The sequence below is a fragment of the Mycobacterium lentiflavum genome, from assembly GCF_022374895.2.
Lineage (GTDB): Bacteria > Actinomycetota > Actinomycetes > Mycobacteriales > Mycobacteriaceae > Mycobacterium > Mycobacterium lentiflavum.
The window spans coordinates 742,607-765,097 of sequence record NZ_CP092423.2 but is presented as its reverse complement, the minus strand read 5'-3'; the positions used below and the strand labels follow the sequence as shown (position 1 = coordinate 765,097).

At 65.8% G+C, this 22,491-nt stretch carries 24 protein-coding genes and 1 pseudogene; 14 read left to right on the top strand and 11 right to left on the bottom strand.

Annotated features, from left to right (window positions below; all coding sequences use genetic code 11):
* Positions 1–72: 72 nt before the first annotated feature.
* Positions 73–1,359 (bottom strand): isocitrate lyase, encoded by a 1,287-nt coding sequence (gene aceA, locus MJO58_RS03705; protein WP_090599718.1) that lies wholly within the window; start codon positions 1,357–1,359, stop codon positions 73–75.
* 263 nt (positions 1,360–1,622) lie between these two features.
* A complete protein-coding gene (locus MJO58_RS03700; RefSeq protein ID WP_239722050.1) occupies positions 1,623–2,417 on the bottom strand; it encodes an acyl-[acyl-carrier-protein] thioesterase in 795 nt (264 codons plus the stop codon).
* Positions 2,418–2,580: 163 nt separating this feature from the next.
* Between MJO58_RS03700 and ramB the strand changes: the two genes are divergently transcribed.
* Positions 2,581–4,005, top strand: a complete 1,425-nt coding sequence (ramB, locus tag MJO58_RS03695) for an acetate metabolism transcriptional regulator RamB (RefSeq protein WP_239722049.1) — start codon at positions 2,581–2,583, stop codon at positions 4,003–4,005.
* Positions 4,002–4,580 (top strand): carboxymuconolactone decarboxylase family protein, encoded by a 579-nt coding sequence (locus MJO58_RS03690; RefSeq protein ID WP_090599707.1) that lies wholly within the window; start codon positions 4,002–4,004, stop codon positions 4,578–4,580. Before ramB ends, MJO58_RS03690 begins: the two co-directional genes overlap by 4 nt.
* Positions 4,581–4,584: 4 nt before the next feature.
* Here MJO58_RS03690 and MJO58_RS03685 read toward each other — a convergent pair whose 3' ends face one another.
* Genes MJO58_RS03685 through exaC form a run of 6 tightly spaced genes read right to left on the bottom strand, consistent with a single transcriptional unit; the run spans position 4,585 to position 9,242 of the window.
* Positions 4,585–4,860: a hypothetical protein gene (locus MJO58_RS03685; RefSeq protein ID WP_239722048.1), complete on the bottom strand. Its 276-nt coding sequence runs from the start codon at positions 4,858–4,860 to the stop codon at positions 4,585–4,587.
* 6 nt (positions 4,861–4,866) lie between these two features.
* Complete coding sequence (gene lpdA, locus MJO58_RS03680; protein WP_090599699.1) at positions 4,867–6,264, bottom strand: dihydrolipoyl dehydrogenase; 1,398 nt, start codon at positions 6,262–6,264, stop codon at positions 4,867–4,869.
* A gap of 47 nt (positions 6,265–6,311) precedes the next feature.
* Positions 6,312–6,941, bottom strand: coding sequence for a hypothetical protein (locus tag MJO58_RS03675; protein ID WP_090599696.1), 630 nt, complete (start codon positions 6,939–6,941; stop codon positions 6,312–6,314).
* Positions 6,934–7,212, bottom strand: a complete 279-nt coding sequence (locus MJO58_RS03670) for a putative holin (RefSeq protein WP_090599692.1) — start codon at positions 7,210–7,212, stop codon at positions 6,934–6,936. Before MJO58_RS03670 ends, MJO58_RS03675 begins: the two co-directional genes overlap by 8 nt.
* Positions 7,213–7,230: 18 nt before the next feature.
* On the bottom strand, positions 7,231–7,719 hold the full coding sequence (locus MJO58_RS03665; protein ID WP_239722047.1) for a DUF779 domain-containing protein: 489 nt from the start codon (positions 7,717–7,719) through the stop codon (positions 7,231–7,233).
* Positions 7,719–9,242, bottom strand: coding sequence for an acetaldehyde dehydrogenase ExaC (exaC, locus tag MJO58_RS03660; protein ID WP_090599683.1), 1,524 nt, complete (start codon positions 9,240–9,242; stop codon positions 7,719–7,721). Before exaC ends, MJO58_RS03665 begins: the two co-directional genes overlap by 1 nt.
* An 82-nt stretch (positions 9,243–9,324) precedes the next feature.
* On the opposite strand from exaC, the gene MJO58_RS03655 reads away from it, so the two are divergent.
* The 5 genes from MJO58_RS03655 (at position 9,325) to MJO58_RS03635 (ending at position 13,545) form a co-directional block, all read left to right on the top strand.
* On the top strand, positions 9,325–11,361 hold the full coding sequence (locus MJO58_RS03655) for a prolyl oligopeptidase family serine peptidase (RefSeq protein WP_239722046.1): 2,037 nt from the start codon (positions 9,325–9,327) through the stop codon (positions 11,359–11,361).
* Positions 11,358–11,684 (top strand): hypothetical protein, encoded by a 327-nt coding sequence (locus MJO58_RS03650; protein ID WP_239722045.1) that lies wholly within the window; start codon positions 11,358–11,360, stop codon positions 11,682–11,684. Before MJO58_RS03655 ends, MJO58_RS03650 begins: the two co-directional genes overlap by 4 nt.
* Positions 11,685–11,698: 14 nt before the next feature.
* Complete coding sequence (locus MJO58_RS03645) at positions 11,699–12,607, top strand: crotonase/enoyl-CoA hydratase family protein (protein ID WP_239722044.1); 909 nt, start codon at positions 11,699–11,701, stop codon at positions 12,605–12,607.
* Between the two features lie 64 nt (positions 12,608–12,671).
* The gene (locus tag MJO58_RS03640; RefSeq protein WP_090599662.1) at positions 12,672–13,124 is read left to right on the top strand and encodes a DUF5078 domain-containing protein; all 453 of its coding nucleotides are present in this window, start codon (positions 12,672–12,674) and stop codon (positions 13,122–13,124) included.
* Between the two features lie 142 nt (positions 13,125–13,266).
* Positions 13,267–13,545 carry a hypothetical protein gene (locus MJO58_RS03635; RefSeq protein WP_139043221.1) on the top strand — a complete coding sequence of 93 codons (279 nt, stop codon included), beginning with the start codon at positions 13,267–13,269 and terminating at the stop codon, positions 13,543–13,545.
* Between the two features lie 72 nt (positions 13,546–13,617).
* Here MJO58_RS03635 and MJO58_RS28885 read toward each other — a convergent pair.
* Positions 13,618–13,764 (bottom strand): annotated as a pseudogene (locus MJO58_RS28885) (MMPL family transporter); the annotation flags it as partial.
* Positions 13,765–13,923: 159 nt separating this feature from the next.
* On the opposite strand from MJO58_RS28885, the gene MJO58_RS03625 reads away from it, so the two are divergent.
* The 7 genes from MJO58_RS03625 to MJO58_RS03595 are packed head-to-tail and all read left to right on the top strand — an operon-like array spanning position 13,924 to position 21,087.
* Entirely contained in the window at positions 13,924–15,669 is a 1,746-nt protein-coding gene (locus MJO58_RS03625; protein ID WP_090599654.1) for a cytochrome c biogenesis protein DipZ, read from the top strand.
* 56 nt (positions 15,670–15,725) lie between these two features.
* Entirely contained in the window at positions 15,726–17,027 is a 1,302-nt protein-coding gene (locus MJO58_RS03620; protein WP_239722042.1) for an NAD(P)/FAD-dependent oxidoreductase, read from the top strand.
* On the top strand, positions 17,021–17,719 hold the full coding sequence (locus MJO58_RS03615; RefSeq protein WP_090599646.1) for a DUF1365 domain-containing protein: 699 nt from the start codon (positions 17,021–17,023) through the stop codon (positions 17,717–17,719). The genes MJO58_RS03620 and MJO58_RS03615 overlap by 7 nt, the downstream gene beginning before the upstream one ends.
* Positions 17,716–18,987 carry a class I SAM-dependent methyltransferase gene (locus MJO58_RS03610; protein WP_239722041.1) on the top strand — a complete coding sequence of 424 codons (1,272 nt, stop codon included), beginning with the start codon at positions 17,716–17,718 and terminating at the stop codon, positions 18,985–18,987. The genes MJO58_RS03615 and MJO58_RS03610 overlap by 4 nt, the downstream gene beginning before the upstream one ends.
* On the top strand, positions 18,984–19,781 hold the full coding sequence (locus MJO58_RS03605) for a DUF1295 domain-containing protein (RefSeq protein WP_239722040.1): 798 nt from the start codon (positions 18,984–18,986) through the stop codon (positions 19,779–19,781). The genes MJO58_RS03610 and MJO58_RS03605 overlap by 4 nt, the downstream gene beginning before the upstream one ends.
* 44 nt (positions 19,782–19,825) lie before the next feature.
* The gene (locus MJO58_RS03600) at positions 19,826–20,389 is read left to right on the top strand and encodes a sigma-70 family RNA polymerase sigma factor (RefSeq protein WP_090599639.1); all 564 of its coding nucleotides are present in this window, start codon (positions 19,826–19,828) and stop codon (positions 20,387–20,389) included.
* Positions 20,386–21,087, top strand: coding sequence for an anti-sigma factor (locus MJO58_RS03595; RefSeq protein ID WP_239722039.1), 702 nt, complete (start codon positions 20,386–20,388; stop codon positions 21,085–21,087). Before MJO58_RS03600 ends, MJO58_RS03595 begins: the two co-directional genes overlap by 4 nt.
* On the opposite strand, the gene MJO58_RS03590 is transcribed toward MJO58_RS03595, so the two are convergent.
* Both MJO58_RS03590 and MJO58_RS03585 read right to left on the bottom strand, forming a co-directional pair.
* Positions 21,084–21,929, bottom strand: coding sequence for a hypothetical protein (locus MJO58_RS03590; RefSeq protein ID WP_239722038.1), 846 nt, complete (start codon positions 21,927–21,929; stop codon positions 21,084–21,086). The two genes, MJO58_RS03595 and MJO58_RS03590, sit on opposite strands and share 4 nt — an antisense overlap.
* Before the next feature lie 9 nt (positions 21,930–21,938).
* Positions 21,939–22,454 (bottom strand): mycothiol transferase, encoded by a 516-nt coding sequence (locus MJO58_RS03585; protein ID WP_090599627.1) that lies wholly within the window; start codon positions 22,452–22,454, stop codon positions 21,939–21,941.
* Positions 22,455–22,491 lie beyond the last annotated feature (37 nt).

Genomic DNA, 22,491 nt, shown 5'->3' with positions numbered 1-22,491 from the left:
CATCGGCGAACAGACACAGCATCGCCCCGAATGGGCTGTAGACGTACGATTCTGCGTCTGGTCAGCTTCCGATCAGTGGAACTGTCCCTCTTCAGTCGAGCCGGTCAGCGCGGTGGTCGACGATGTCGGGTCCACCGTGGTGGCGATGCGGTCGAAGTAACCGGCACCGACCTCGCGCTGGTGCTTGGTCGCGGTGTAGCCGCGTTCCTCGGCGGCGAACTCGCGCTCCTGCAGCTCGACGTAGGCGCTCATCTGGTTGCGGGCGTAGCCGTAGGCCAGATCGAACATCGAGTAGTTGAGCGCGTGGAAGCCAGCCAGCGTGATGAACTGGAACTTGAATCCCATTGCGCCAAGCTCTTTTTGGAACTTTGCGATGGTGGAGTCGTCCAGGTGCTTCTTCCAGTTGAAGGAAGGCGAGCAGTTGTAGGCCAGCATCTGGTCGGGGAACTCGGACTTGACGCCCTCGGCGAACTTGGCCGCGAGCTCGAGGTCCGGGGTCCCGGTCTCCATCCAGATCAGGTCGGAGTAGGGCGCGTAGGCCTTGGCCCGCGCGATGCACGGCTCCAGGCCGTTCTTGACGCGGTAGAAGCCTTCCTTCGTGCGCTCACCGGTGATGAACGGCTGGTCGCGCTCGTCGACGTCCGAGGTGATCAGCGTTGCCGCCTCGGCATCGGTGCGCGCGATCACGACGGTCGGCACCCCGGCGACGTCGGCGGCCAGACGCGCCGAGGTCAGCGTGCGGATGTGCTGCTGAGTCGGGATCAGCACCTTGCCACCGAGGTGGCCGCACTTCTTCTCCGAAGCCAACTGATCTTCCCAGTGCGACCCCGCGACGCCTGCGGCGATCATGGCCTTCTGAAGCTCGTACACATTGAGGGCCCCGCCGAAACCGGCCTCACCGTCGGCGACGATCGGCGCCAGCCAGTTCTCCACCGACCGGTCACCCTCGACCTTGGCGATCTCGTCGGCGCGCAGCAGCGCGTTGTTGATGCGACGGATGACCTGCGGCACCGAGTTGGCCGGGTACAGGCTCTGGTCGGGGTAGGTGTGGCCGGAAAGGTTCGCGTCGCCGGCGACCTGCCAACCGGATAGATAAATCGCCTTCAGGCCGGCGCGCACCTGCTGCACGGCCATGTTGCCGGTCAGCGCGCCCAGGGCGTTGATGTACTCCAGGTCGTGCAGCTGCTCCCACAGCACCTCGGCGCCGCGGCGGGCCAGGGTGTGCTCCTCGACGACGCTGCCCTGCAGGGCCACGACGTCCTGGGCGGTGTAGGTGCGACTGGTGTCCTTCCAACGAGGGTTGGTGTCCCAGTCGTGCTGGATCTGCTCGGCGCTCTTCGGGGTGCCAACAACAGACATTGGGCTTACTCCTTTGATTCTGAATTCTGAGCCGCATCGCGCGTCTTGCGATGATTAAGACTCAACTTCGCTCGTGTGCTAACACGACCATGGCACAGGCTGTTGATGCTGGTCCACCCATTTCCATTGCCAATTTAGGCCACGACTCCGCGTCGATTTTGCAAATTTTGCGAAGATGTACAGCAACTGAACCGTTTCAGAAGCTACCCGTCAGTAACCCGAATCCGCAGGTCAGCCCGCGATTTACCAGGACGCTTGTCCGGTTAGAGATTAAAGAGCGACGCGACCGCTTTGGTCTCGTCGCCGACCGCATATGTGAGCGTTCTAACAGGCCGATCGGCGAGTGCGGCACCGAACTGTTCGGTCGATCCGGCCGGATGAATGTGCGAGATGATCTCCAGCTTGTCGCCCAGTGCCACCGGCGCCTCGTGCTCGATCGTGATGCGCAGCGGCTCCCGCATCAAGTCCACGTGCGACGCCAGGTAGTCCTCGATGACGCTCCAGTAGACCGAGTTGTTGACGTGGTCGAACAGGTCGATATCGGTGACCCGGATGGGGAACTCGTGGATCTCGGCAGCGTCGTCGCGGCTGCCCGGCTTCAGGTAACCCTTCCACCGCAACCGGTCGACGGACGTGGTCTTGTGCAGTCCCTCGAGGAAGTCGTCGGAGATGCGCGAGGGCATCTGGGTTTCCCGGTTGATGTTGATCCAGAAGGCCTCGGATTCGATCAGGCCGCCCTTGCGTCCGTCCACGCGAACCCGCATCTCGCACCATCGGTTGGAGGTGCCCGAACACCAGCGCCGGCACCGCAGCATGTCCTGGAACTCGATCGGCCGCAGCAGGTCGAGCATCGTGCGCCGGACGATCCACAGCGGATGGGTCTCCTCGAAGCCCATCTCGCGCAGCTGGTCCTGGCCGATGTCCTGGATGTGGCGGCACGCGGCGTCCAACCGCAGCCGTCCGGTGCGGTCGATGTCACCAACCCGCAGCGGCCACTCCCGGTCGAACACGTCTGGGTGACCGTCGGGCACCGGCATCATTGATTTGTCCAGGCTCACGACTTCGCTCCCCAATTGCCTTACCTGTGGAATCCCGGGGTTTGCCCGAGACCCCGAGGCGAATCATGCCAACGACGGCGGACAAACGCCAAACCCGACGATGTCCATTGGTGTTTGCCAAGCTTGCAAACCCATTCTTCGCAACCCCGGTAAGCTGACACAAATGTCCAAGACGTTCGTCGGGTCACGCGTTCGCCAGCTGCGCAACGAGCGCGGGTTCTCCCAGGCCGCGCTGGCCCAATTGCTCGAGATCTCGCCGAGCTACCTCAACCAGATCGAGCACGACGTTCGCCCGCTGACGGTGGCCGTGTTGCTGCGGATCACCGAGGTGTTCGGTGTCGACGCGACCTTCTTCGCCTCCCAGGACGACACCCGCCTGGTCGCCGAGCTGCGCGAAGTGACCATGGATCGCGATCTGGACATCGACGTCGACGCGCCCGAGGTCGCCGCGATGGTCAACGCCCATCCGGCCCTGGCGCGCGCGGTGGTCAACCTGCACCGGCGCTACCGGCTCACCACCGCGCAGCTGGCCGCCGCCACCGAGGAGCGTTACTCCGACGGCAGCGGCAGCGGATCGATCACGATGCCGCACGAGGAGGTGCGCGACTACTTCTACCAACGGCAGAACTACCTGCACGAGCTGGACACCGCCGCCGAAGACCTCACTGTCCACACCCGGCTGAACCGCGGCGACCTGGCCCGCGAATTGACCAGGCGGCTCACCGAGGTGCACGGCGTCCACATCAACAGGCGCATCGACCTGGGCGATACGGTCCTGCACCGCTACGAGCCCAAGACCAAGACGCTCGAGATGAGCAATTACCTCTCGCTGGGCCAGCAGGTCTTCAAGATGGCCGCCGAGCTGGCCTACCTCGAGTTCGGCGACCTGATCGACAGCATGGTCGCCGAGGGCAAATTCACCAGCGAGGAGTCCCACACGCTGGCCCGGCTGGGACTGGCCAATTACTTCGCCGCCGCCGCGGTGCTGCCCTATCGCCAATTCCACGACGTCGCCGAGAATTTCCGCTACGACGTCGAGCGCCTGTCGGCGTTCTACTCGGTGAGCTACGAAACCATCGCGCACCGGCTGTCCACGATGCAACGGCCGTCGATGCGGGGGGTGCCGTTCTCGTTCGTCCGGGTGGACCGAGCCGGCAATATGTCGAAGCGTCAGTCCGCCACCGGTTTTCATTTCTCCTCCAGCGGCGGCACCTGTCCGCTGTGGAACGTCTACGAGACGTTTGCCAACCCGGGCAAGATCCTGGTGCAGATCGCACAGATGCCCGACGGCCGCAACTACATGTGGGTGGCCCGCACCGTAGAGCGCCGCGCAGCCCGGTATGGTCAGCCAGGTAAAACCTTCGCGATCGGGCTGGGCTGCGAGCTGCGGCACGCGCACCGGCTCGTCTACTCGGAAGGACTGGACTTGTCGGGAGACCCAGGCCGTTCAGCGACACCCATCGGCGCGGGTTGCCGTGTCTGCGAACGCGATAACTGTCCGCAGCGGGCCTTCCCGGCATTGGGCCACGCCCTCGATCTCGACGAGCACCGCAGCACGGTGTCGCCGTACCTGGTGAAGCAGCCATGAGCGGCACGCCGGCCGGCCAGCTCGCCCGCATCCCGTCGTCCACCAAGTTACGCCGGCTGGGTCCGATCAACTGGCTGCTCGCCAAAGGCGCCGCGCGCAAATTGCAGGCACCCGAAATGCACCTGTTCACCACGCTCGGTCAGCGCCAAGGATTGTTCTGGGCGTGGTCGCTCTACGGCGGCCGGCTGCTGCGTGGCCGGTTGCCGCGGATGGATACCGAACTGGTGATCCTGCGCGTCGCGCATTTGCGTTCGAGCGAATACGAGCTGCAGCACCATCGGAAGATGGGACGCCGATTCGGTCTGGACGCTCACATGCAGGCAGCGATTTTCGCTTGGCCCGACGCTCCGGACGGCGACGGACCCCGGGTGATATTGAGCGCCCGGCAACAGGCGCTGCTGAACGCGACGGATGAGCTGATCAAGAACCGGTCCATCAGCGAGGACACTTGGCGACAACTCGCGATGCACCTCGACCGGCACCGGCTCATCGAATTCTGCTTGCTCGCAACGCAATACGATGGGCTGGCCGCGACGATATCCGCGTTGAACATCGAGTTGGACAACCCGAGATAGTGCCTCAGGCGTAGACGTCGGCCAGCACCGCCAGCGTCAAAATCACCGGCAGTATTGGCAGGGCGAAAGCGAACGCCGACCACAGGTACTTGCGGCGCCGGCGTGCCACAAAACCCAAAATCGCGCCGAAAACTCCCAGCAGTACCGACCCCAGCAACACCCGCGGAGCCCAATGGCCCGCCGTCGCGTTGTCGCCGACGAGCGAAATGGCAACCAGCCACAGCACATAACCGGTAGCCACACCCGCCAGGGCACCGAGAATGGTCTCGCCACGAATCATCGGCGCTCAGAAGTTGATCATGTGACCGGTCAGGCCGTGGAAGCACTCCTGCAGCGCCTCGGACATGGTCGGGTGGGTGTGCACATTGCGGGCCAGCTCGGTGGCGGTCAGGTCCCACTTCTGCGCCAGGGTGAGTTCGGGCAGCAGCTCGGACACGTCGTGGCCGACCAGGTGGCCGCCCAGCAGTTCGCCGTACTTGGCGTCGGCGATCAGCTTGACGAAACCGCTGGGGTCGCCCACGCCATGCGCTTTGGCGTTGGCGGTGAACGGGAACTTGGCCACCACCACGTCGTAGCCTTCCTCGCGGGCCTGCTCCTCGGTCAGCCCGAAGCTCGCGACGTTCGGCTGGCAGAATGTCGCACGCGGCAGCATCCGGTAGTCGCCGAGCGCCAAAGTCTCTGCGCCGGCGATGGTTTCGGCCGCAACCACACCTTGCGCTTCGGCGACGTGGGCCAGCTGGAGCTTTCCGGTGACGTCGCCGATGGCGTAGATGTGGTCGACGTTGGTGCGCATGTAGTCGGTGATCCCGATGGCCTTGCGATCGGTCAGCGCGACGCCGGCCGCGTCCAATCCGTAGCCGTCGACGTTGGGCGCAAAACCGATGGCCTGCAACACCTTTTCGGCCTTGAGCTCCTCGGACTTACCGTCCTTGCTGACGGTGACCGTGACCTCTGAACCACCGTCGGTGATGGACTCGACCTTGGTTCCGGTGAGGACCTTGACGCCCAATTTCTTGAACTGCTTTTCGATCTCCTTGGACGCGTCGGCGTCCTCGTTGGGCAGCGCGCGCGGCAGGAACTCGACGATGGTCACATCGACGCCGTAGTTCTTCAGCACATAGCCGAACTCCATGCCGATGGCGCCGGCCCCGGCGATGACGATCGACCGCGGCAGCTCCCGGGTCAGGATCAGCTTCTCGTAGGTGACCACGTTTTCCGACAGCGACGTGCCCGGCACCAGGCGGGTGCTGCTGCCGGTGGCGATGATGACGTTGTCGAACGTGACCGTTTCGCTGCCACCGTCATTGAGATCGACCGACAGCGTGTGCGAGTCGGTGAAGCGCCCGTAGCCGTGGATCTCGGTGATCTTGTTCTTCTTCATCAGGAAGTGCACACCGGCGACGCGTCCCTCGGCCACTTTCCGGCTGCGATCGAACGCGACCCCGTAGTCGAAGGTCGCCTCGCCGCTGATGCCAAACGTCTTGGCCTCCTTGGTGAAGATGTGCGCGAGTTCGGCGTTGCGCAGCAGCGCCTTGGACGGGATGCAGCCGACATTGAGGCAGACTCCACCCCAGTACTTCGGTTCGACGATTGCGGTGTTCAGGCCGAGCTGCGCGGCGCGAATCGCTGCGACATATCCGCCGGGACCAGCTCCAAGGACAACGACGTCATAGTGAGAAGTCACCAGCCCACCCTAGTGGGCGAGGACTTCTCACCGCACGACACCGTGGGTCAATACGGGATGATGCCGACCAGACAATGAGCCGTGCGCGCGCAGTGGTAATAGCCGTACAGGGGTGCCGCGGCGGCAACGGATGCAAACGGTCCGGACATCACCGCTATGGACAGCGCCGAGATCATTGGCCGGCCCTGAACCATCGCCAGCATGACGCCGCCGACGGTGCACGCGACGACGTAGACCAGCGCCATGAAGACCGCCGGCGTCTTATCGATGGTGTGGAACCACCAATAGAACAGGCTCAGTCCGACCTCGGCCGTCGCGGCCCACACGCCGAGGATCACCAGCGCCAGTTTCCACCACTTCAGGTACTGGTAGCGGCCGGGGACGGTGACGGACTGCACCGGTAGACCGGCCGGCTCCACTTCGGGGGCAACGGCGGGCGCCTCGGCCGCGGCGTCCGTGGCTTCGGATTTGGCCGGCGTCTTCGCCGCGACGGGGATGAGCTGCGCGCCGGTGTCATCGAAGTTCGGCACGAACGGCACCGAATGCTCACCGGTGTCCTCGAAGTCTGGGACGAATCCCTGCGTGCCGGTGTCCTCGAAATCCGGAACGAACGGCTCGGTCCCCGGATTGGACGCCCGGTCGTCCTCAACCTTTTTGTCGACCTTTTTGTCAGCCACCGGAGGTCACCTCGAGGGCGGCGAGTACCCCGAACCAGCCGGGTGCGATGGCCAGAATGAACGCGCCCAGCGTGGTCACCCACCGGCGCCCCGAGAACAGGATCGTCAGCAACCCGATCACACTGGGCAGACCGACCACCAGCGCGATGACGACGCCGGGCCGCAGCTGAGTGTGGACCAGCACCGTCGAGGCCACCCCCGCCAGGAACCCGACCGCGGTGCCGATCAGCATCGCGCTGGCCAGCAGCCAGGGCCGGGGTAGCGGTATCACCTCATCGAGGGTACTGAGTCACGGACTACGAGGCGGGCACGTTTCCGGCACGGCTTCGTCAATCACCGGTCCCCTAGTCGACGGTCGCTCGCCTCGCTCATACGCGGCGCCGGTGATCACCGGGACGGCGTCTAGCTGGGCTTTCTCCTCGTCGGTGAAGACGCGGCCGCGGCTGAGAAACCGCACCCCCTCGGGTGCCTCCAGGCTGAATCCGCCGCCGCGGCCGGGCACCACGTCGATGACCAGCTGGGTGTGTTTCCAGGCCGCGTACTGCGGACCCGAGATCCACACCGCGACGCCGTCGGCTCCCAGATCGAGGACGCCCAGCAGCACGTCGCGGTCCCCGACGAGGAAGTCGCCGCGCGGATAGCACATCGGTGACGACCCGTCGCAGCAGCCGCCGGACTGGTGAAACATCACCGGCCCGTGCCGGTCCTGCAGCCGAGCCAGCAGGTCGGCGGCGGCATCGGTGATGACGACACCTGCCGGGGTCGCCGGAGCGCGCATCAGAAGAAGCCCTGCGCCTTGTCGGCGTAGGACACCAACAGGTTCTTGGTCTGCTGGTAGTGGTCGAGCGCCATCTGGTGGGTCTCGCGGCCAAACCCGGATTGTTTGTAGCCGCCGAACGCCGAGTGCGGCGGGTACAGGTGGTAGCAGTTGACCCACACGCGGCCGGCCTTGATCTCGCGGCCGGCGCGATAGGCCGTGTTGCCGTCGCGGCTCCACACGCCGGCACCCAGGCCGTAGAGGGTGTCGTTGGCGATGCTCATCGCGTCGTCGAAATCGGTGAACGACGTCACCGTCACGACCGGCCCGAAGATCTCCTCCTGGAAGACGCGCATCTTGTTGTTGCCCGAGAAGATGGTCGGCTGCATGTAGTAGCCGCCGGACAGGTCACCGCCGAGTTCGGCACGTTCACCGCCAGTGATGACCTTGGCGCCCTCCCCCTTGCCGATCTCGACATAAGACAGGATCTTTTCCAGCTGATCGTTGGAGGCCTGCGAACCGATCATGGTCTCGGTGTCCAGCGGGTCGCCCTGCCGCACCGCCTTGGTCCGGATCGCAGCCAGCTCCAGGAACTCGTCGTGAATGTCGGACTGGATCAGGCTGCGCGACGGGCAGGTGCACACCTCGCCCTGGTTGAGGGCGAACATCGTGAAGCCCTCGAGGGCCTTGTCCTGGAAGTTGTCGTTGGCGGCCATCACGTCGGAGAAGAAGATGTTAGGGCTCTTGCCGCCGAGCTCCAGCGTGACCGGGATCAGGTTCTGCGACGCGTACTGCATGATCAGCCGGCCCGTGGTGGTCTCCCCGGTGAACGAGACCTTGGCGATCCGGTCGCTGGACGCCAGCGGTTTGCCGGCCTCGACGCCGAATCCGCTGACGATGTTGACCACACCAGGCGGAATCACGTCGGCGATCAACGACATCAGGTAGAGGATCGACGCCGGCGTCTGTTCGGCGGGCTTGAGCACCACCGTGTTGCCGGCGGCCAGCGCCGGCGCCAGCTTCCAGGCACCCATCAGGATCGGGAAGTTCCACGGGATGATCTGCCCGACGACCCCGAGCGGCTCGTGGAAGTGGTAGGCGACGGTGTCGTCGTCGATCTGCGACAGCGAGCCTTCCTGGGCGCGAATCGCGGCGGCGAAATACCGGAAATGGTCGGCGGCCAGCGGGATGTCGGCGGCCAGCGTCTCGCGGATCGGCTTGCCGTTCTCCCAGACTTCGGCAAGTGCCAACGAATCCTTGTTCGCTTCAATACGATCCGCGATCTTGTTCAGCACCGTGGCCCGCTCGGCCGGTGAGGTCTTGGCCCAGGCCGGGGCGGCTGCGTGAGCGGCATCGAGCGCCTTGTCGATGTCGGCCTCGTCGGAGCGCGCCACTTCGCAAAACGTTTGGCCGGTCACCGGCGTCGGGTTCTCGAAGTAGAGACCCTTGGCGGGTGCGACCCACTCACCCCCGATGAAGTTGTCGTACCGCGATTCATACGACATCAGGGCCCCGCTGGAACCCGGGCGTGCGAAGACAGTCATTAGCTCGACTCCCGTTCTGCTTCACCTGTAATACAGCTCACACTACCGCTGGGACCACAATGGCTTCCATGACAGGGCTTTCATGACGGCAACTAATTCCGACCCCGACGACCCGTACCTGTGGCTTGAGGATGTCACCGCCGAAAAGGCACTGGATTGGGTGCGGGCCCGCAACAAACCGACGATGGCGCAGTTCTGCAGTGGCCGATACGAGGCGGACTTCGAACGGATGCGCGCCGAGGCGCTGGAGGTTCTCGACACCGACGCCCGCATCCCCTACGTGCGACGCCGCGGCGAATACCTGTACAACTTCTGGCGCGACGCCACCAATCCGCGCGGGCTCTGGCGGCGCACCACGCTGGACAGCTACCGCGGCGACGCCCCCGAGTGGGACGTACTGATCGATGTCGACGAGCTCGGTCGCACCGACGACGAGAAGTGGGTGTGGGCCGGCGCCACGGTCATCGAGCCGGAGTTCACCCGCGCGTTGGTCAATCTGTCTCGCGGCGGCTCGGACGCGGTGATCGTGCGCGAATTCGACATGCGCACACGCGAATTCATCTCCGACGGGTTCGCGCTACCGGAAGCCAAGTCGCAGATCGGCTGGGCCGACCCGGATACGGTGCTGGTCGGCACCGACTTCGGCCCCGATTCGCTGACCGAATCCGGATACCCGCGCATCGTGAAGCGATGGCGGCGCGGCACCCCGTTGAGCGAGGCCGAAACGGTCTTCTCCGGCAGGCGTACCGACGTCAGCGTGTCCGGCAGCGCCGATCGCACGCCAGGCTTCGAACGCACCTTCGTCGGTCGCGCGGTCGACTTCTGGAACGAAGAGACCTACGAGATACGCGGGTCGGAACTGATCCGCATCGACGTGCCCACCGACGCGAGCACGTCGATACACCGTCAATGGTTGTTGATCGAGCTGCGCAGCGATTGGGCGCTCGACGCCGCTACCTATCGAGCCGGCTCACTGCTGGCGGCCGACTACGACGAATTCCTCGCCGGGACAGCCGCTTTGCAGGTGGTCTTCGAACCAGACGAGCACACCTGCCTGCACCAGACGGCGTGGACCCGCGACCGGCTGTTGCTGGTGACACTGGCCGACGTCGCCAGCCGGGTCGAAATCGTCACGCCCGGCACCTGGCAGCGACAAACGATCGCCGGCATCCCAGCAGCGGCCAACACGGTCATCGCGGCCGCCGACGACACCGGCGACGAATTCTTCTTGGATTCAAGCGGATTCGATATTCCTTCACGGCTGCTGCGCGGCACCGGTGCCGGGAAGCTCGAGCAGATCAAGTCTGCGCCGGCATTCTTCGATGCCGAAAACCTGGACGTGAAGCAGTATTTCGTGCCGTCGAAGGACGGGACAAAGATCCCGTACTTCGTGGTGCGCTCACGCGCGATCGACGGCCCCGGCCCCACCCTGCTGGGCGGTTACGGCGGTTTCGAATCCTCCAGGACGCCCGGATACAGCGGGGTGTTGGGCCGGCTGTGGCTGGCCCGCGGCGGCACCTACGTGATGGCCAACATTCGCGGCGGCGGCGAGTACGGGCCCCGCTGGCATACCCAGGCGATGCGCGAGAACCGGCACAAGGTCGACGAGGATTTCGCCGCCGTGGCAGACGATTTGGTGAACCGCGGCATCACCAGTGTCGCGCAACTGGGCGCCCAGGGTGGCAGCAACGGCGGGCTGCTGATGGGCATCATGTTGACCAAGTACCCGGAGAAATTCGGCGCGCTGGTCTGCGATGTGCCGCTGCTGGACATGAAGCGCTACCACCTGTTGCTGGCCGGCGCGTCGTGGGTGGCCGAGTACGGCGATCCGGACAACCCCGATGACTGGGATTTCATCTCCAAATACTCGCCGTACCAGAACATTTCGGCGACACGTCAATACCCTCCGGTGCTGTTCACCACGTCCACGCGCGACGACCGGGTGCATCCCGGCCACGCCCGCAAGATGGTCGCGGCACTGCAGGCCGCGGGTCATCGGGTCTGGTTGTACGAGAATATCGAGGGTGGGCACGCGGGTGCGGCGGACAATGAGCAAGCCGCTTTCAAATCGGCCCTGAGTTATTCGTTCCTATGGCGGACGCTGGGAGGCCAACCGTGAAGATCCTTGACATCATCGAATTCGGCATGGTCATCGCCGGTCTGATCCTGATCATCGCCGGGTGGGCGCAGTCCCGTTTCCGCTTCATCTCGCAGCGCCGCAAGGCCCGCTACTTCTATTGGGGGACCTCGGCTCTCGGCATCGTCCTTTTCGGCTTCGGGACGGGACAACTGTGGCCGAACGCCGTCATCACCACACTGATCTTCTCGACACTGGTCCTGAGCACGGCCTACTTCACCACGCCCTACCTGAAGATCGGCGACCAGATCTACGCGTCGAGTCCGGAAAATCGCGAACCCGATCCGCCCGTCGAGGAGGGCTAACCCACACTGGCTCTATGCCCGACTTCGAGACTCTGCTGTACAAGACCTCCGGTCCGGTCGCGACCATCACGCTGAACCGCCCCGAGCACCTCAACACGATCGTGCCGCCGATGCCCGACGAGATCGAGGCCGCCATCGGCCTCGCCGAGCGGGATCCGGGAGTCAAGGTCATCGTGCTGCGCGGCGCCGGCCGGGCGTTCTCCGGCGGCTACGACTTCGGTGGCGGATTCCAGCACTGGGGCGAGTCGATGATGACCGACGGGAAGTGGGATCCGGGCAAGGACTTCGCGATGGTCAGCGCCCGTGCGACCGGGCCCACGCAGAAATTCATGGCGATCTGGCGGGCGTCCAAGCCGGTGATCGCGCAGGTGCACGGCTGGTGTGTCGGCGGCGCGAGCGATTACGCGTTGTGCGCCGACATCATCATCGCCAGTGAAGACGCCGTCATCGGCACTCCTTATAGCCGGATGTGGGGTGCGTACCTGACCGGCATGTGGCTCTACCGCCTGAGCCTGGCCAAGGCCAAGTGGCATTCGCTGACCGGCCGGCCGCTGTCCGGCGTCCAGGCCGCCGAAATCGAGCTGATCAACGAGGCGGTGCCGTTCGACCGCCTCGAGGCCCGGGTCGCAGAGATCGCCGCCGAGCTGGCACACATCCCACTGTCGCAGCTGCAGGCGCAGAAGCTGATCGTCAACCAGGCCTACGAGAACATGGGACTGGCCTCCACCCAAACGCTGGGCGGCATCCTGGACGGTCTGATGCGTAATACGCCCGACGCGCTCGGCTTCATCAACACCGCCCAAACCCAGGGCGTCCGGGCCGCGGTGCAGCACCGCGACGGCCCGTTCGGCGACTACAGCCAGGCCCCCCCTGACCTGCGACCCGATCCCACGCACGTCATCGTCCCTGATAGCGATAGCTAATAAGCTGGACTAAAAGTCGGCCAAGACTCGCCCGCAGGATGCCCGAAGTGCTACCGTTACAACTATGTCTCGGCTGAGTTCGTGCCTGCGCGCAGGCGCTATGTTCTTTGCAATGGGGATGGCCGCTGTGACCGTCCCGGCGACCGCGGGGGCGGACTCCACGGAGGACTTCCCGATCCCCCGCCGGATGATCAACACCACGTGTGACGCCGAGCAGATCCTGGCGGCCACCCGGGACACCAGCCCGGTGTACTACCAGCGGTACATGATCGACTTCAACAACCACCCGAACGTCCAGCAGGCGACGATCGACAAGGCGCACTGGTTCTACTCGTTGGCGCCGCAGGACCGTCGCGGCTACTCCGAGAACTTCTACGCGCCGGTCTCCGACCCGCTGTGGGTGGCCTGGCCCAACCACATGAAGATCTTCTTCAACAACAAGGGTGTCGTCGCCAAGTCGACCGACATCTGCAATCAGTACCCGCCCGGCGACATGTCGGTCTGGAACTGGGCGTAAACCCCCGCACTTACCAATTAACCCCGGGCCCGGCCCGGGGTTAATTGCTTTTCGTCCCCCGATTGGGGGACAACCGAATCCGCCGATGTCAGGCCCGTTCGGTGGATGTTTGCCGACCAGCGCACGGGGAATAGTGGTGGCCATGCGCACCGCGACCCCAGCCACGCTCCCAGCCGCAGCCCTCGACTGGCGTGATGTCGTCGGCGACTCCGACGCCCCGACCACCCGCATCGTGCACGTGCACGCCCGCGAAGCCGGCCTGATCGTCGACATGCTGTGCGTGGTTCGTGGACAGCACGTCGAGCCCGAGGCGCGGGTGAAGGTCGGACGGCTTCGCCGCTACGCGAGCTCGCACTGCCGCACCTGCGGCGAGTCAGTGCAAGAGACCAACGACGTGCTGCCCCAGGTGGTAGCGCTGTAGTCCGTCAGTAGTGCGCCGGGAACCGATCCGTCGTGGCCGCCTGCCCGTTGAGTGATTGGCCGTTGCCGGGCAAAGCATGATGATCAGGATCAGGCTGGCCGCCGATATCCCGGCGATCATCAGGTCGTACTTGGGCCCGTCTCGCATGTCCTTGTAGACCGCGGCCGTGCCGCCCAGCCAGATCTTGGAACCCTCGACGTGCGAAATCCCTTTGGGGGTCTTCCCGTGCGGGCACGCTGAAACGTGAGTTGCGCCGACGACGGAGCGTAACGCTCATGTGATTCGTATAACGCGATGTGCTTTCCGCCGGCGGCTACCGTGGAGAGTCGTGAGCGTCTTTTATCCCGTCCGTAACCACCGCCGTCTCGAATAACTCGTATGCACACAATTGCGCTCATCGGCTTGCTCGGTGGCCTGATCACCGGCATCTCGCCATGCATCCTGCCCGTGCTTCCGGTGATCTTTCTGTCCAGCATGGACGGCAGCGGCAGCAAAGCCAGCAGTCGCGGTTTGACTTCGGCGATGCGCCCCTACTTGGTGATCGCTGGCCTGGTGTGCAGCTTCAGCCTGGCCACCCTGATCGGCTCCGCGCTGTTGTCGGCACTGCATCTGCCGCAGGACGCCATCCGGTGGACCGCCCTGGTGGTGCTCACCCTGATCGGCCTGGGTTTGATCTTCCCGCCACTGCAACACCTGATCGAGCGGCCGTTCGCCTTTCTACCGCAACGCCAAAGCAGCGGCAGCACAGATGGTTTCGGTCTGGGACTGACGTTGGGTGCCCTGTATGTACCGTGCGCCGGGCCGGTGCTGGCCGCGATCGTGGTCGCGGGCGGCACGACGTCGCTCGGGCCGGCCACGTTCGTGTTGACCGCCACGTTCGCGCTCGGCAACGCGATACCGCTGTTGGCTTTTGCGCTGGCCGGACGGCAAGTCGCGCAACGGGTTACGGCCTTCCGCCGTCGTCAACGCCAGGTCCAGATCGCCGGCGGAATCGTGATGATCGTGCTCGCGGTGGCGCTGGTGTTCAACCTGCCCGCCCTACTGCAGCGCGCCGTTCCCGACTACACGACTGCTATGCAGAATCGATTGGGCGCCAACGATATCCAACGCTCGCTGATCCCGAGCCGCCCACCGGGGCCGACCACCGGTAGCGTGCTGGAACTGAATCAGGGCAACACCAGTAACGGGCTGCCCAGCAACTGCACCGACGGCGCTACCGAGCTGCAGCAGTGCGGGCAGGCCCCGGCCATCACCGGCATCACCGGATGGCTCAACACCCCGGACGGCAAACCGCTCGACCCCGCCTCGGTGCGGGGCAAGGTCGTCCTGATCGACTTCTGGGCCTACTCCTGCATCAACTGCCAACGCGCCATCCCGCACGTCGTCGATTGGTACAACCGGTATCGCGACAGCGGATTGGTGGTCATCGGGGTGCACACCCCCGAGTACGCCTTCGAGCGGGTCCCCGGCAACGTCGCCAGCGGTGCCGCCGGCTTGCACATCGACTACCCCATCGCGCTGGACAACGACTACGCGACCTGGAACGCCTTCAACAACATGTACTGGCCGGCCGAATACCTGATCGACGGGAACGGAACGCTGCGGCACACCAAGTTCGGCGAAGGCGACTACGACGGCACCGAGAAGCTGATCCGCCAACTGCTGGTGGACGCCAATCCGAACGTGGCCCTGCCCGCGCCGGCCAACGGGGCCGACACCACCCCGAAGACCAACCTCACCCCCGAGACCTACCTGGCGCCCGACAAAGCCACCACCTACGGCGGTGACGGCAGCTATCAGGCGGGTACCGCCGGGTTCGGCTTTCCGGCGCAGCTGGCCAACGACAGATTCGCCCTGCGCGGCCGGTGGACCCTCGACGACCAGGGCATCACCGCCGAAAGCGACGACGCCGCGATCCGGCTGAACTACACGGCCAAGAACGTCTTCGTCGTCGTCGGCGGCACCGGAACCATCACCATGACCCGCGATGGGAAAACCACCGTCACACCGATCGGCGGCGTCCCCACACTGCACGAAATCGTGTCCGATGGCGGTGCGCATCGTGATCAACTCGACCTGCAAGTCAGCAAGGGTCTGCAGGTGTTTTCGTTCACTTTCGGCTAGACATCCTTAAGGGCGAAGCAGCCCATCCGCCAGGTGCGTGGTTACGAATAGGAAGCGTGGATTCGGCACAGGCGCGGTCAATTGCGGTCATCGGCAGCGGCGTGGCCGGCCTTACCGCCGCCTACATCCTGTCCGGCCGGGACCGCGTCACGCTGTATGAAGCCGACGCGCGACTCGGCGGTCACGCGCACACTCATTTCGTGGACGACGGCGGCGCAGTGATCGGCGTCGACTCGGCGTTTCTGGTGCACAACGACCGGACCTATCCGACGCTGTGCCGGCTGCTGCGTGAGCTAGGGGTGGCCACCCAGGAATCCGAGATGTCGATGTCGGTGCGCGCCGACGAGATCGGGCTCGAATACGCCGGCGCCCTGGGCCTGCGTGGGTTGTTCGCGTGTAAGCAGTCGCTGCGGCCCCGCTACCTGCACATGCTCGCCGAGATCACCCGCTTCCATCGCGCCGCGGCGCGACTGCTGCGCGACGACAGCACCGAGCCAGAGGAACTGGAGACGCTGGAATCCTTCCTGCGCCGGCACCGCTTCTCGTCCTATTTCATCGACTTTTTCATCACCCCGCTGGTCGCGGCGGTGTGGTCGTGCGCCGGCGACGACGCCCTGCGCTACCCGGCGCGCTATCTGTTCGTCTTCCTCGACCACCACGGCATGCTGTCGGTGTTCGGCTCCCCCACCTGGCGCACCGTGACCGGGGGTTCGGCGCACTATGTCCAGGCCATCGCCGCACGGCTCGCCGAGGTGTCGATCGGCACGCCGGTGACCTCGCTGCGGCGCGCACCCGATGGCGTGTGGGTGCGAGCGGGCGACAACGCGCCGCGGCAGTTCGACGCGGCCGTCGTCGCCGTGCATCCCGACCAGGCGCTGCTGCTGCTCGACGATCCGAACCCCTGGGAGCGCGCGGTGCTGGGCGCGATTCCGTACTCGACCAATCAGGCGCAGCTGCACACCGACGAATCGGTGCTACCCAGGCATCACCATGCGCGCGCATCATGGAACTACCTGGTTACCCGGGGGAAGGACCATGTCGTGGTCAGCTATGACGTCAGCAGACTCATGCGGCTGGATGGCAACCGCCGGTACTTGGTGACCCTGGGCGGTCACGACCGCGTCGATCCGGCATCGGTGCTCGCCGAAATGACCTACAGCCATCCGTTATACACGCCGGAATCCGTTGCGGCACAAGCATTGTTGCCCACACTGGACGACGACCGGGTGGTCTTCGCGGGCGCATACCACGGCTGGGGCTTCCACGAGGACGGCGCCGCCTCGGGCCTCGCCGCGGCGCGGCGCCTCGGCGCCGACTGGCCGACGGCGGACCGGTGCGAGGCGGTGGCCCGATGCTGACGCCCGCGATCTACCGCACCACGATCAGCCATTCGCGACAGGCCCCGGTGCGCCACTCGTTCGAATACCGAAGCTACAGCTGGTATGTCGACCTCGACGACCTACCGCGGCTGCCCTGGTGGCTGCGACCGTTCGCCCGGTTCCGCGGCTCTGATCACTTCGCCACTGGGCAGCAGGGTTCATTGCGCGACCGGCTCGGTGCCTTCTTCGCCGACCGTGGTCTGGCCGCGCCCGAGGGCCGCGTCACCGCGCTGCTGCAGCCGCGCGTGCTCGGGTATGTCTTCAACCCGCTGAGCGTCTTTTGGTGCCACGATGGCGACGGCCGGCTGCGCCATGTGATCGCTGAGGTGCACAACACCTATGGCGAGCGCCACGCCTACCTGCTGCCCCCGGCCGACGTGCCGGTGGTCACCGAGAAGAAGTTCTATGTCTCGCCGTTCAATGCGGTGGACGGCTACTACCTGGTGCGAGCACCTCGACCCGACGACGAAGTCGACATCACCATCGAGCTGCGCCGCGACCGTCAGCCCGCGTTCGTGGCCAACATGCGAGGGCGCCGGCGGCCCGCAACCGCCGGGCAGGTGGCTATCCTGCAGCTCATTTCGCCGCTGGCACCGCTGGTGGTGGCTTTACGTATCCGAATTCAGGGGATCAAACTGTGGTTACGTCGAGTTCCGTTGGTACCGCGATGACCGTACCGACCATCCGAAAACCTTCGGCAGCAATCGATTCCGAACGCTGGCCGGCAATCGCGAAGGTACCGTCCGGGCCCGTGAGTGCGGCCTCAGCCGCGGCCGCTGACGGGCTGCTGCGACGCGCGGCCGCTCGGCTTCCGCTGCGGGTGGCCTACCCCGACGGCACGGTGGTCGGTGCGGCCGATCCGACGGTGCCGACTTTGGTTGTCCACCAACCGAAAGCGATGACGCGCCGGATCGGGCGCTACGGCCTCATCGGCTTCGGCGAGTCCTACATGGCAGGGGAATGGTCGTCGGACGACCTCAGCGGGTTGTTGACGGTGTTCGCCGCCTCGGTGGACGAACTGGTGCCGCGCCCACTGCAATGGCTGCGTCCGATCGGGCCGGCCTTCCGGCCGCGGTGGTGGAGCACCAGCCGGGATCGCGCCCGGCGCAACATCGCCGAGCACTACGACCTGTCCAACGACCTGTTCGCCGAATTCCTCGACGAGACCATGACGTACTCCTGCGCGTTGTTCGACCGGTTGCCGGCATCGGCGTCGGATTTGGCTGCCGCGCAAGAGCGCAAGATCGATCGGCTGCTCGACCTCGCCGGCGTTCACCAAGGCAGCCGGATACTCGAAATCGGGACCGGCTGGGGCGAGCTGTGCATCCGCGCGGCCGCCCGGGGAGCCGAGATCCGCTCGGTGACCCTGTCGGTCGAGCAGCAGCAGCTGGCGCGGCTTCGGGTTGCCGCGGCGGGGCTGACCGACAAGGTGGCGATCGACCTCTGCGACTACCGGGACGTCGAGGGCGTTTACGACGCGGTGGTGTCGGTCGAGATGATCGAGGCGGTGGGATTCCATGCGTGGCAACGGTATTTCGCCACGCTCGAACGGCTGGTACGACCGGGCGGCCGCGTGGCGATCCAGGCGATCACCATGCCGCACTCCCGGATGATGGCCAGCCGCAACACGCAGACCTGGATCCAGAAGTACATCTTCCCGGGCGGACTGCTGCCATCCACCCAGGCCATCTCAGCAATCACTGAGCGCTGCACCGGTTTACGCACGGTCGACATGACCTCGTTGCGCCCGCACTACGCCGAGACGCTGCGACTGTGGCGGGAGCGTTTCCTGCAGCGACGAGACCGATTGGCGCACATGGACTTCGACGACGTGTTCCAGCGGATGTGGGAGCTGTATCTGGCTTATTCCGAGGCGGGCTTCAGATCGGGATACTTGAACGTCTACCAGTGGACGTTCGCGCGCGAGGGGTGCCGATGAGTGACGTGAGCATCGTAGCGAACTTGGCCCAGGTGTCCGGCGCCTCGGTTGTGGTTCTGGCCGTGGTGCATTCGGTCACGTTCACCATCGGCAAGCGCATCGGCCGCTACAACGTCGTCGACGTGGCGTGGGGTATCGGATTCGTCGCAATCGCCGCGGTTGCCGCGGCGATCGGCCAAGGCGACCCAATCCGCCGCTGGTTGCTGCTGGCGCTGGTGACAATCTGGGGCGCGCGGCTGAGCTGGCACATCCACCGCAAGACCGTCGGCAAGGGTGAGGATCCGCGGTATGCGGCGATGCTGCGCAACGCCACACCCGGGGTAGTGCTGCGCAAAGTCTTTCTGTTGCAGGCGTTGATCACCTGGTTCGTCTCCTTGCCGCTGCAACTGTCGGCGGTGACCGGGCCCACCCCGAAGCCGCTGACCGCCGCCCTGGTGCTCGGCGTGGTGGTGTGGCTGGTGGGTGTCACCTTCGAAGCGGTCGGTGACCGGCAGCTGCGGATCTTCAAGTCCGACCCGGCCAATCGCGGTGTGGTGATGGACCGCGGTCTGTGGGCGTGGACGCGTCACCCCAATTACTTCGGCGACGCCACCGTGTGGTGGGGCTTGTGGCTGATCACCATCACCGGCTGGTGGTCGCTGGCCACGGTCGGCTCACCGCTGCTGATGACGTACTTCCTGGTCTATGTGACGGGGGTCCGGTTGACCGAGAAACTGATGGCCGGCCGGCCCGGGTTCGCCGAATATCAGCAAAGGACCGCGTGTTTTTTCCCGCGACCACCGGCGCGCCAATAGCCGGCGCCGATGCGGCCCGGTGGACAGCGATAGGCTACCGGACAATGACCGGATTGCCGCAGCTAAGCAGCGACTTGGATGAGTTGCTGCCGCGAGTCGCGCGCGGAGATACCCAGGCTTTCGCCGCCGTCTATGACCTGACCAAGAGCCGGGTGTTCGGGCTGGTGATCCGGGTGCTGCGCGACGCGGGCTACAGCGAGGAAACCACCCAGGAGATCTATCTCGAGGTGTGGCGGTCGGCGTCGGACTACGACCCGGCCCGCGGCTCTGCCCTGTCCTGGCTGCTGACCATGGCGCACCGGCGGGCGATCGACCGGGTGCGCGCCGAGCAGGCCGGCAGCCGCCGTGAGTCGCGCTACGGCGCGGCCAACGTCGACACCGACCATGACGTGGTCGCGGACTCGGCGATCGCCGGCGACGAGCGCCGCCGGGTGGCCGACTGCCTGGGCGGGCTGACCGATGCGCAGCGGCAGTGCATCGAGCTGGCGTACTACGGCGGGCTGACGTACCCGGAAGTGGCGCAACGTTTGGCCGCGAATTTGTCGACGATCAAGTCCCGCATCCGCGACGCGCTGCGCGGGCTGCGTAACTGCCTGGACGTGCCATGAGCGAGCCCACCGGTTTCGAGCTGCTCGAGCTGGCCACACCGTACGCCCTGCACGCGGTGTCCGACGCGGAGCGCGCCGACATCGACTCGCAGCTCGCGGCCGCACCGGCGTCGATCGCGTCGGCCTTCGCCGAGGAAGTCCGCGCGGTGCGCGAGACGATGGCCGTCGTCTCGGCTTCGACCATCGCCGAACCGCCCGCGCACTTGCGCTCCGCCGTGCTGGCGCTGGCCGCCCCGCGCCCTGCGAAGCGTCAAAACCGTTGGCGCACTACCGCGTTGATATCGGTGGCGGCGGCGATCGTGGCCGGGCTGACGGCATTTGGCCTGCAGACCCTGCTGCGCCCGCCGCCGACGCAGTCGGTGGCCGAGCAGGTGATGGCGGCCCCGGACGTCCGGACGGTGTCGCGCCCGCTGGCCAACGGGACGGCCACGGTGGTCTTCTCCCGCGATCGCGGCGCCGGGGTGCTGGTGATGAACAATGTGCCGCCGCCGACGCCCGGCACCGTCTACCAGATGTGGTTGATCGACTCCAAGGGCCCGACCTCGGCGGGGACGATGGGCACCGCGGCCGTCTTGCCCTCGACGACGGCGACGCTGACCAACCTCGGAAAGTCGACGGCCCTGGCCTTCACCGTCGAACCCGGCACGGGCTCACCCCAGCCCACCAGCCCGATATTGGCGACCTTGCCGCTGAGCTAAGCCTTCTTCACCAGGCTGCCCAGCATCGCGACGATTACGCCGACGACGACCAGCCCCGCGCCGGCGGCAAGAGTCAGGTTCAGCCAGTCCCGCATTCCGGCTTCGGCGGTATGCACCATGACGTCGGCGATCTGGCGGATGTCGCCGCTGGTGCGATTGAGCGCGTCGTTGACGTAGCGGGTACCGACCTGAATGCCGACCCACCCGGCCGCGCCCACCAGCAGCGCCGAGACGCCCAGGCCGGTCAGCGCCTTGCCGCGGCGCCGGGCTGCCAGCAGCGTCAGGAGTGCTAACACCCCGCACAGCGCTACCGCCGCCAAGCTCGCCCACTTGCCCCACGCGCCGACCCGGCTCAGCTCCCCCTGCTGCAGCGAGTGGGGCACCGACGCCGTCAGCGGCACGGTGAGCGTGGCGGGCACCTTCACGTTGTACGCGCTCAAGATCTGCGCAAAGGCAGGATCGTTGAGCATTGGGGCCACGTCCACCGCCCAGGAATCACTGGACCCCGCATCGGCGAACAGCCAGCGATGCGCCGCCCGGTTCACCGTCGCGAACATCGGCGGGAAGGACGGACCGGCGGTGTAGGCGCCGGCCGCGTCGCGCACCTGTGCGCTGTCCACCGGAGTCCGTCCACCGCCATGCTCGGCGATCAGCGTCATCGTCCGGCTGGTGAGTTCACCGGCCATCGCGGACTGCAGGGCGGGGTCGCCCGCGGCCTTCCGGGCCAGCGCCGCGTAGCCGTTCTCGTCGACGAGATTGAGCTGCACCCATGCCCCGGGGACGGCCACCGCCAGCGCAATCGTGGTGACGAGCCACAGCGTCAGCGTCGCGAGGAATCGCACGCCGTCAATCTACGGCGCGATGCCCCGCAGGTACGCGGCTTGCCCGAGGTGCTGGGCGCAGTCGTCGATGATGCTCACCAACCGGGCGCTGGCCGTCACCGGCGGATCCCAGTTGCTGTCGACGACCCGGGCCAGCTCGTCGGCGGTGACGCCGGCGATGTACTCACACGAGAGCTTGTGCACCGCGTGGTAGTAGCCGGACAGCAAATCGGCCGGCGCACGTACCTTCGCCACCTCCGCGGCGCCGTGGCCGTAGCCGGTGTCGCGGCGCGGCAGATCCAGCGCGAAGCGGTCCACCCAGCCGTCGCGGGTCCAGACCTCCTCGACGCCGGCGACGTCGGCCAGCTGGATGTCCTGCACCCGGGCGCTGTGCCAGATCAGCCAGGCGATGGAGTTGGCGTCCGGGGTGGGTCGGTAGTTGGACAATTCGTCGGTTAGTCCATCGGTGAGCTCGTCGACGTGTTCGATCAACCGGGTGAACGCGTCGCGGAGTAACTCGCGGGCGGCGGCATCGGCATCTGACATACCCACGACCCTACGGACCTGCGTGCTAGACCGCTTC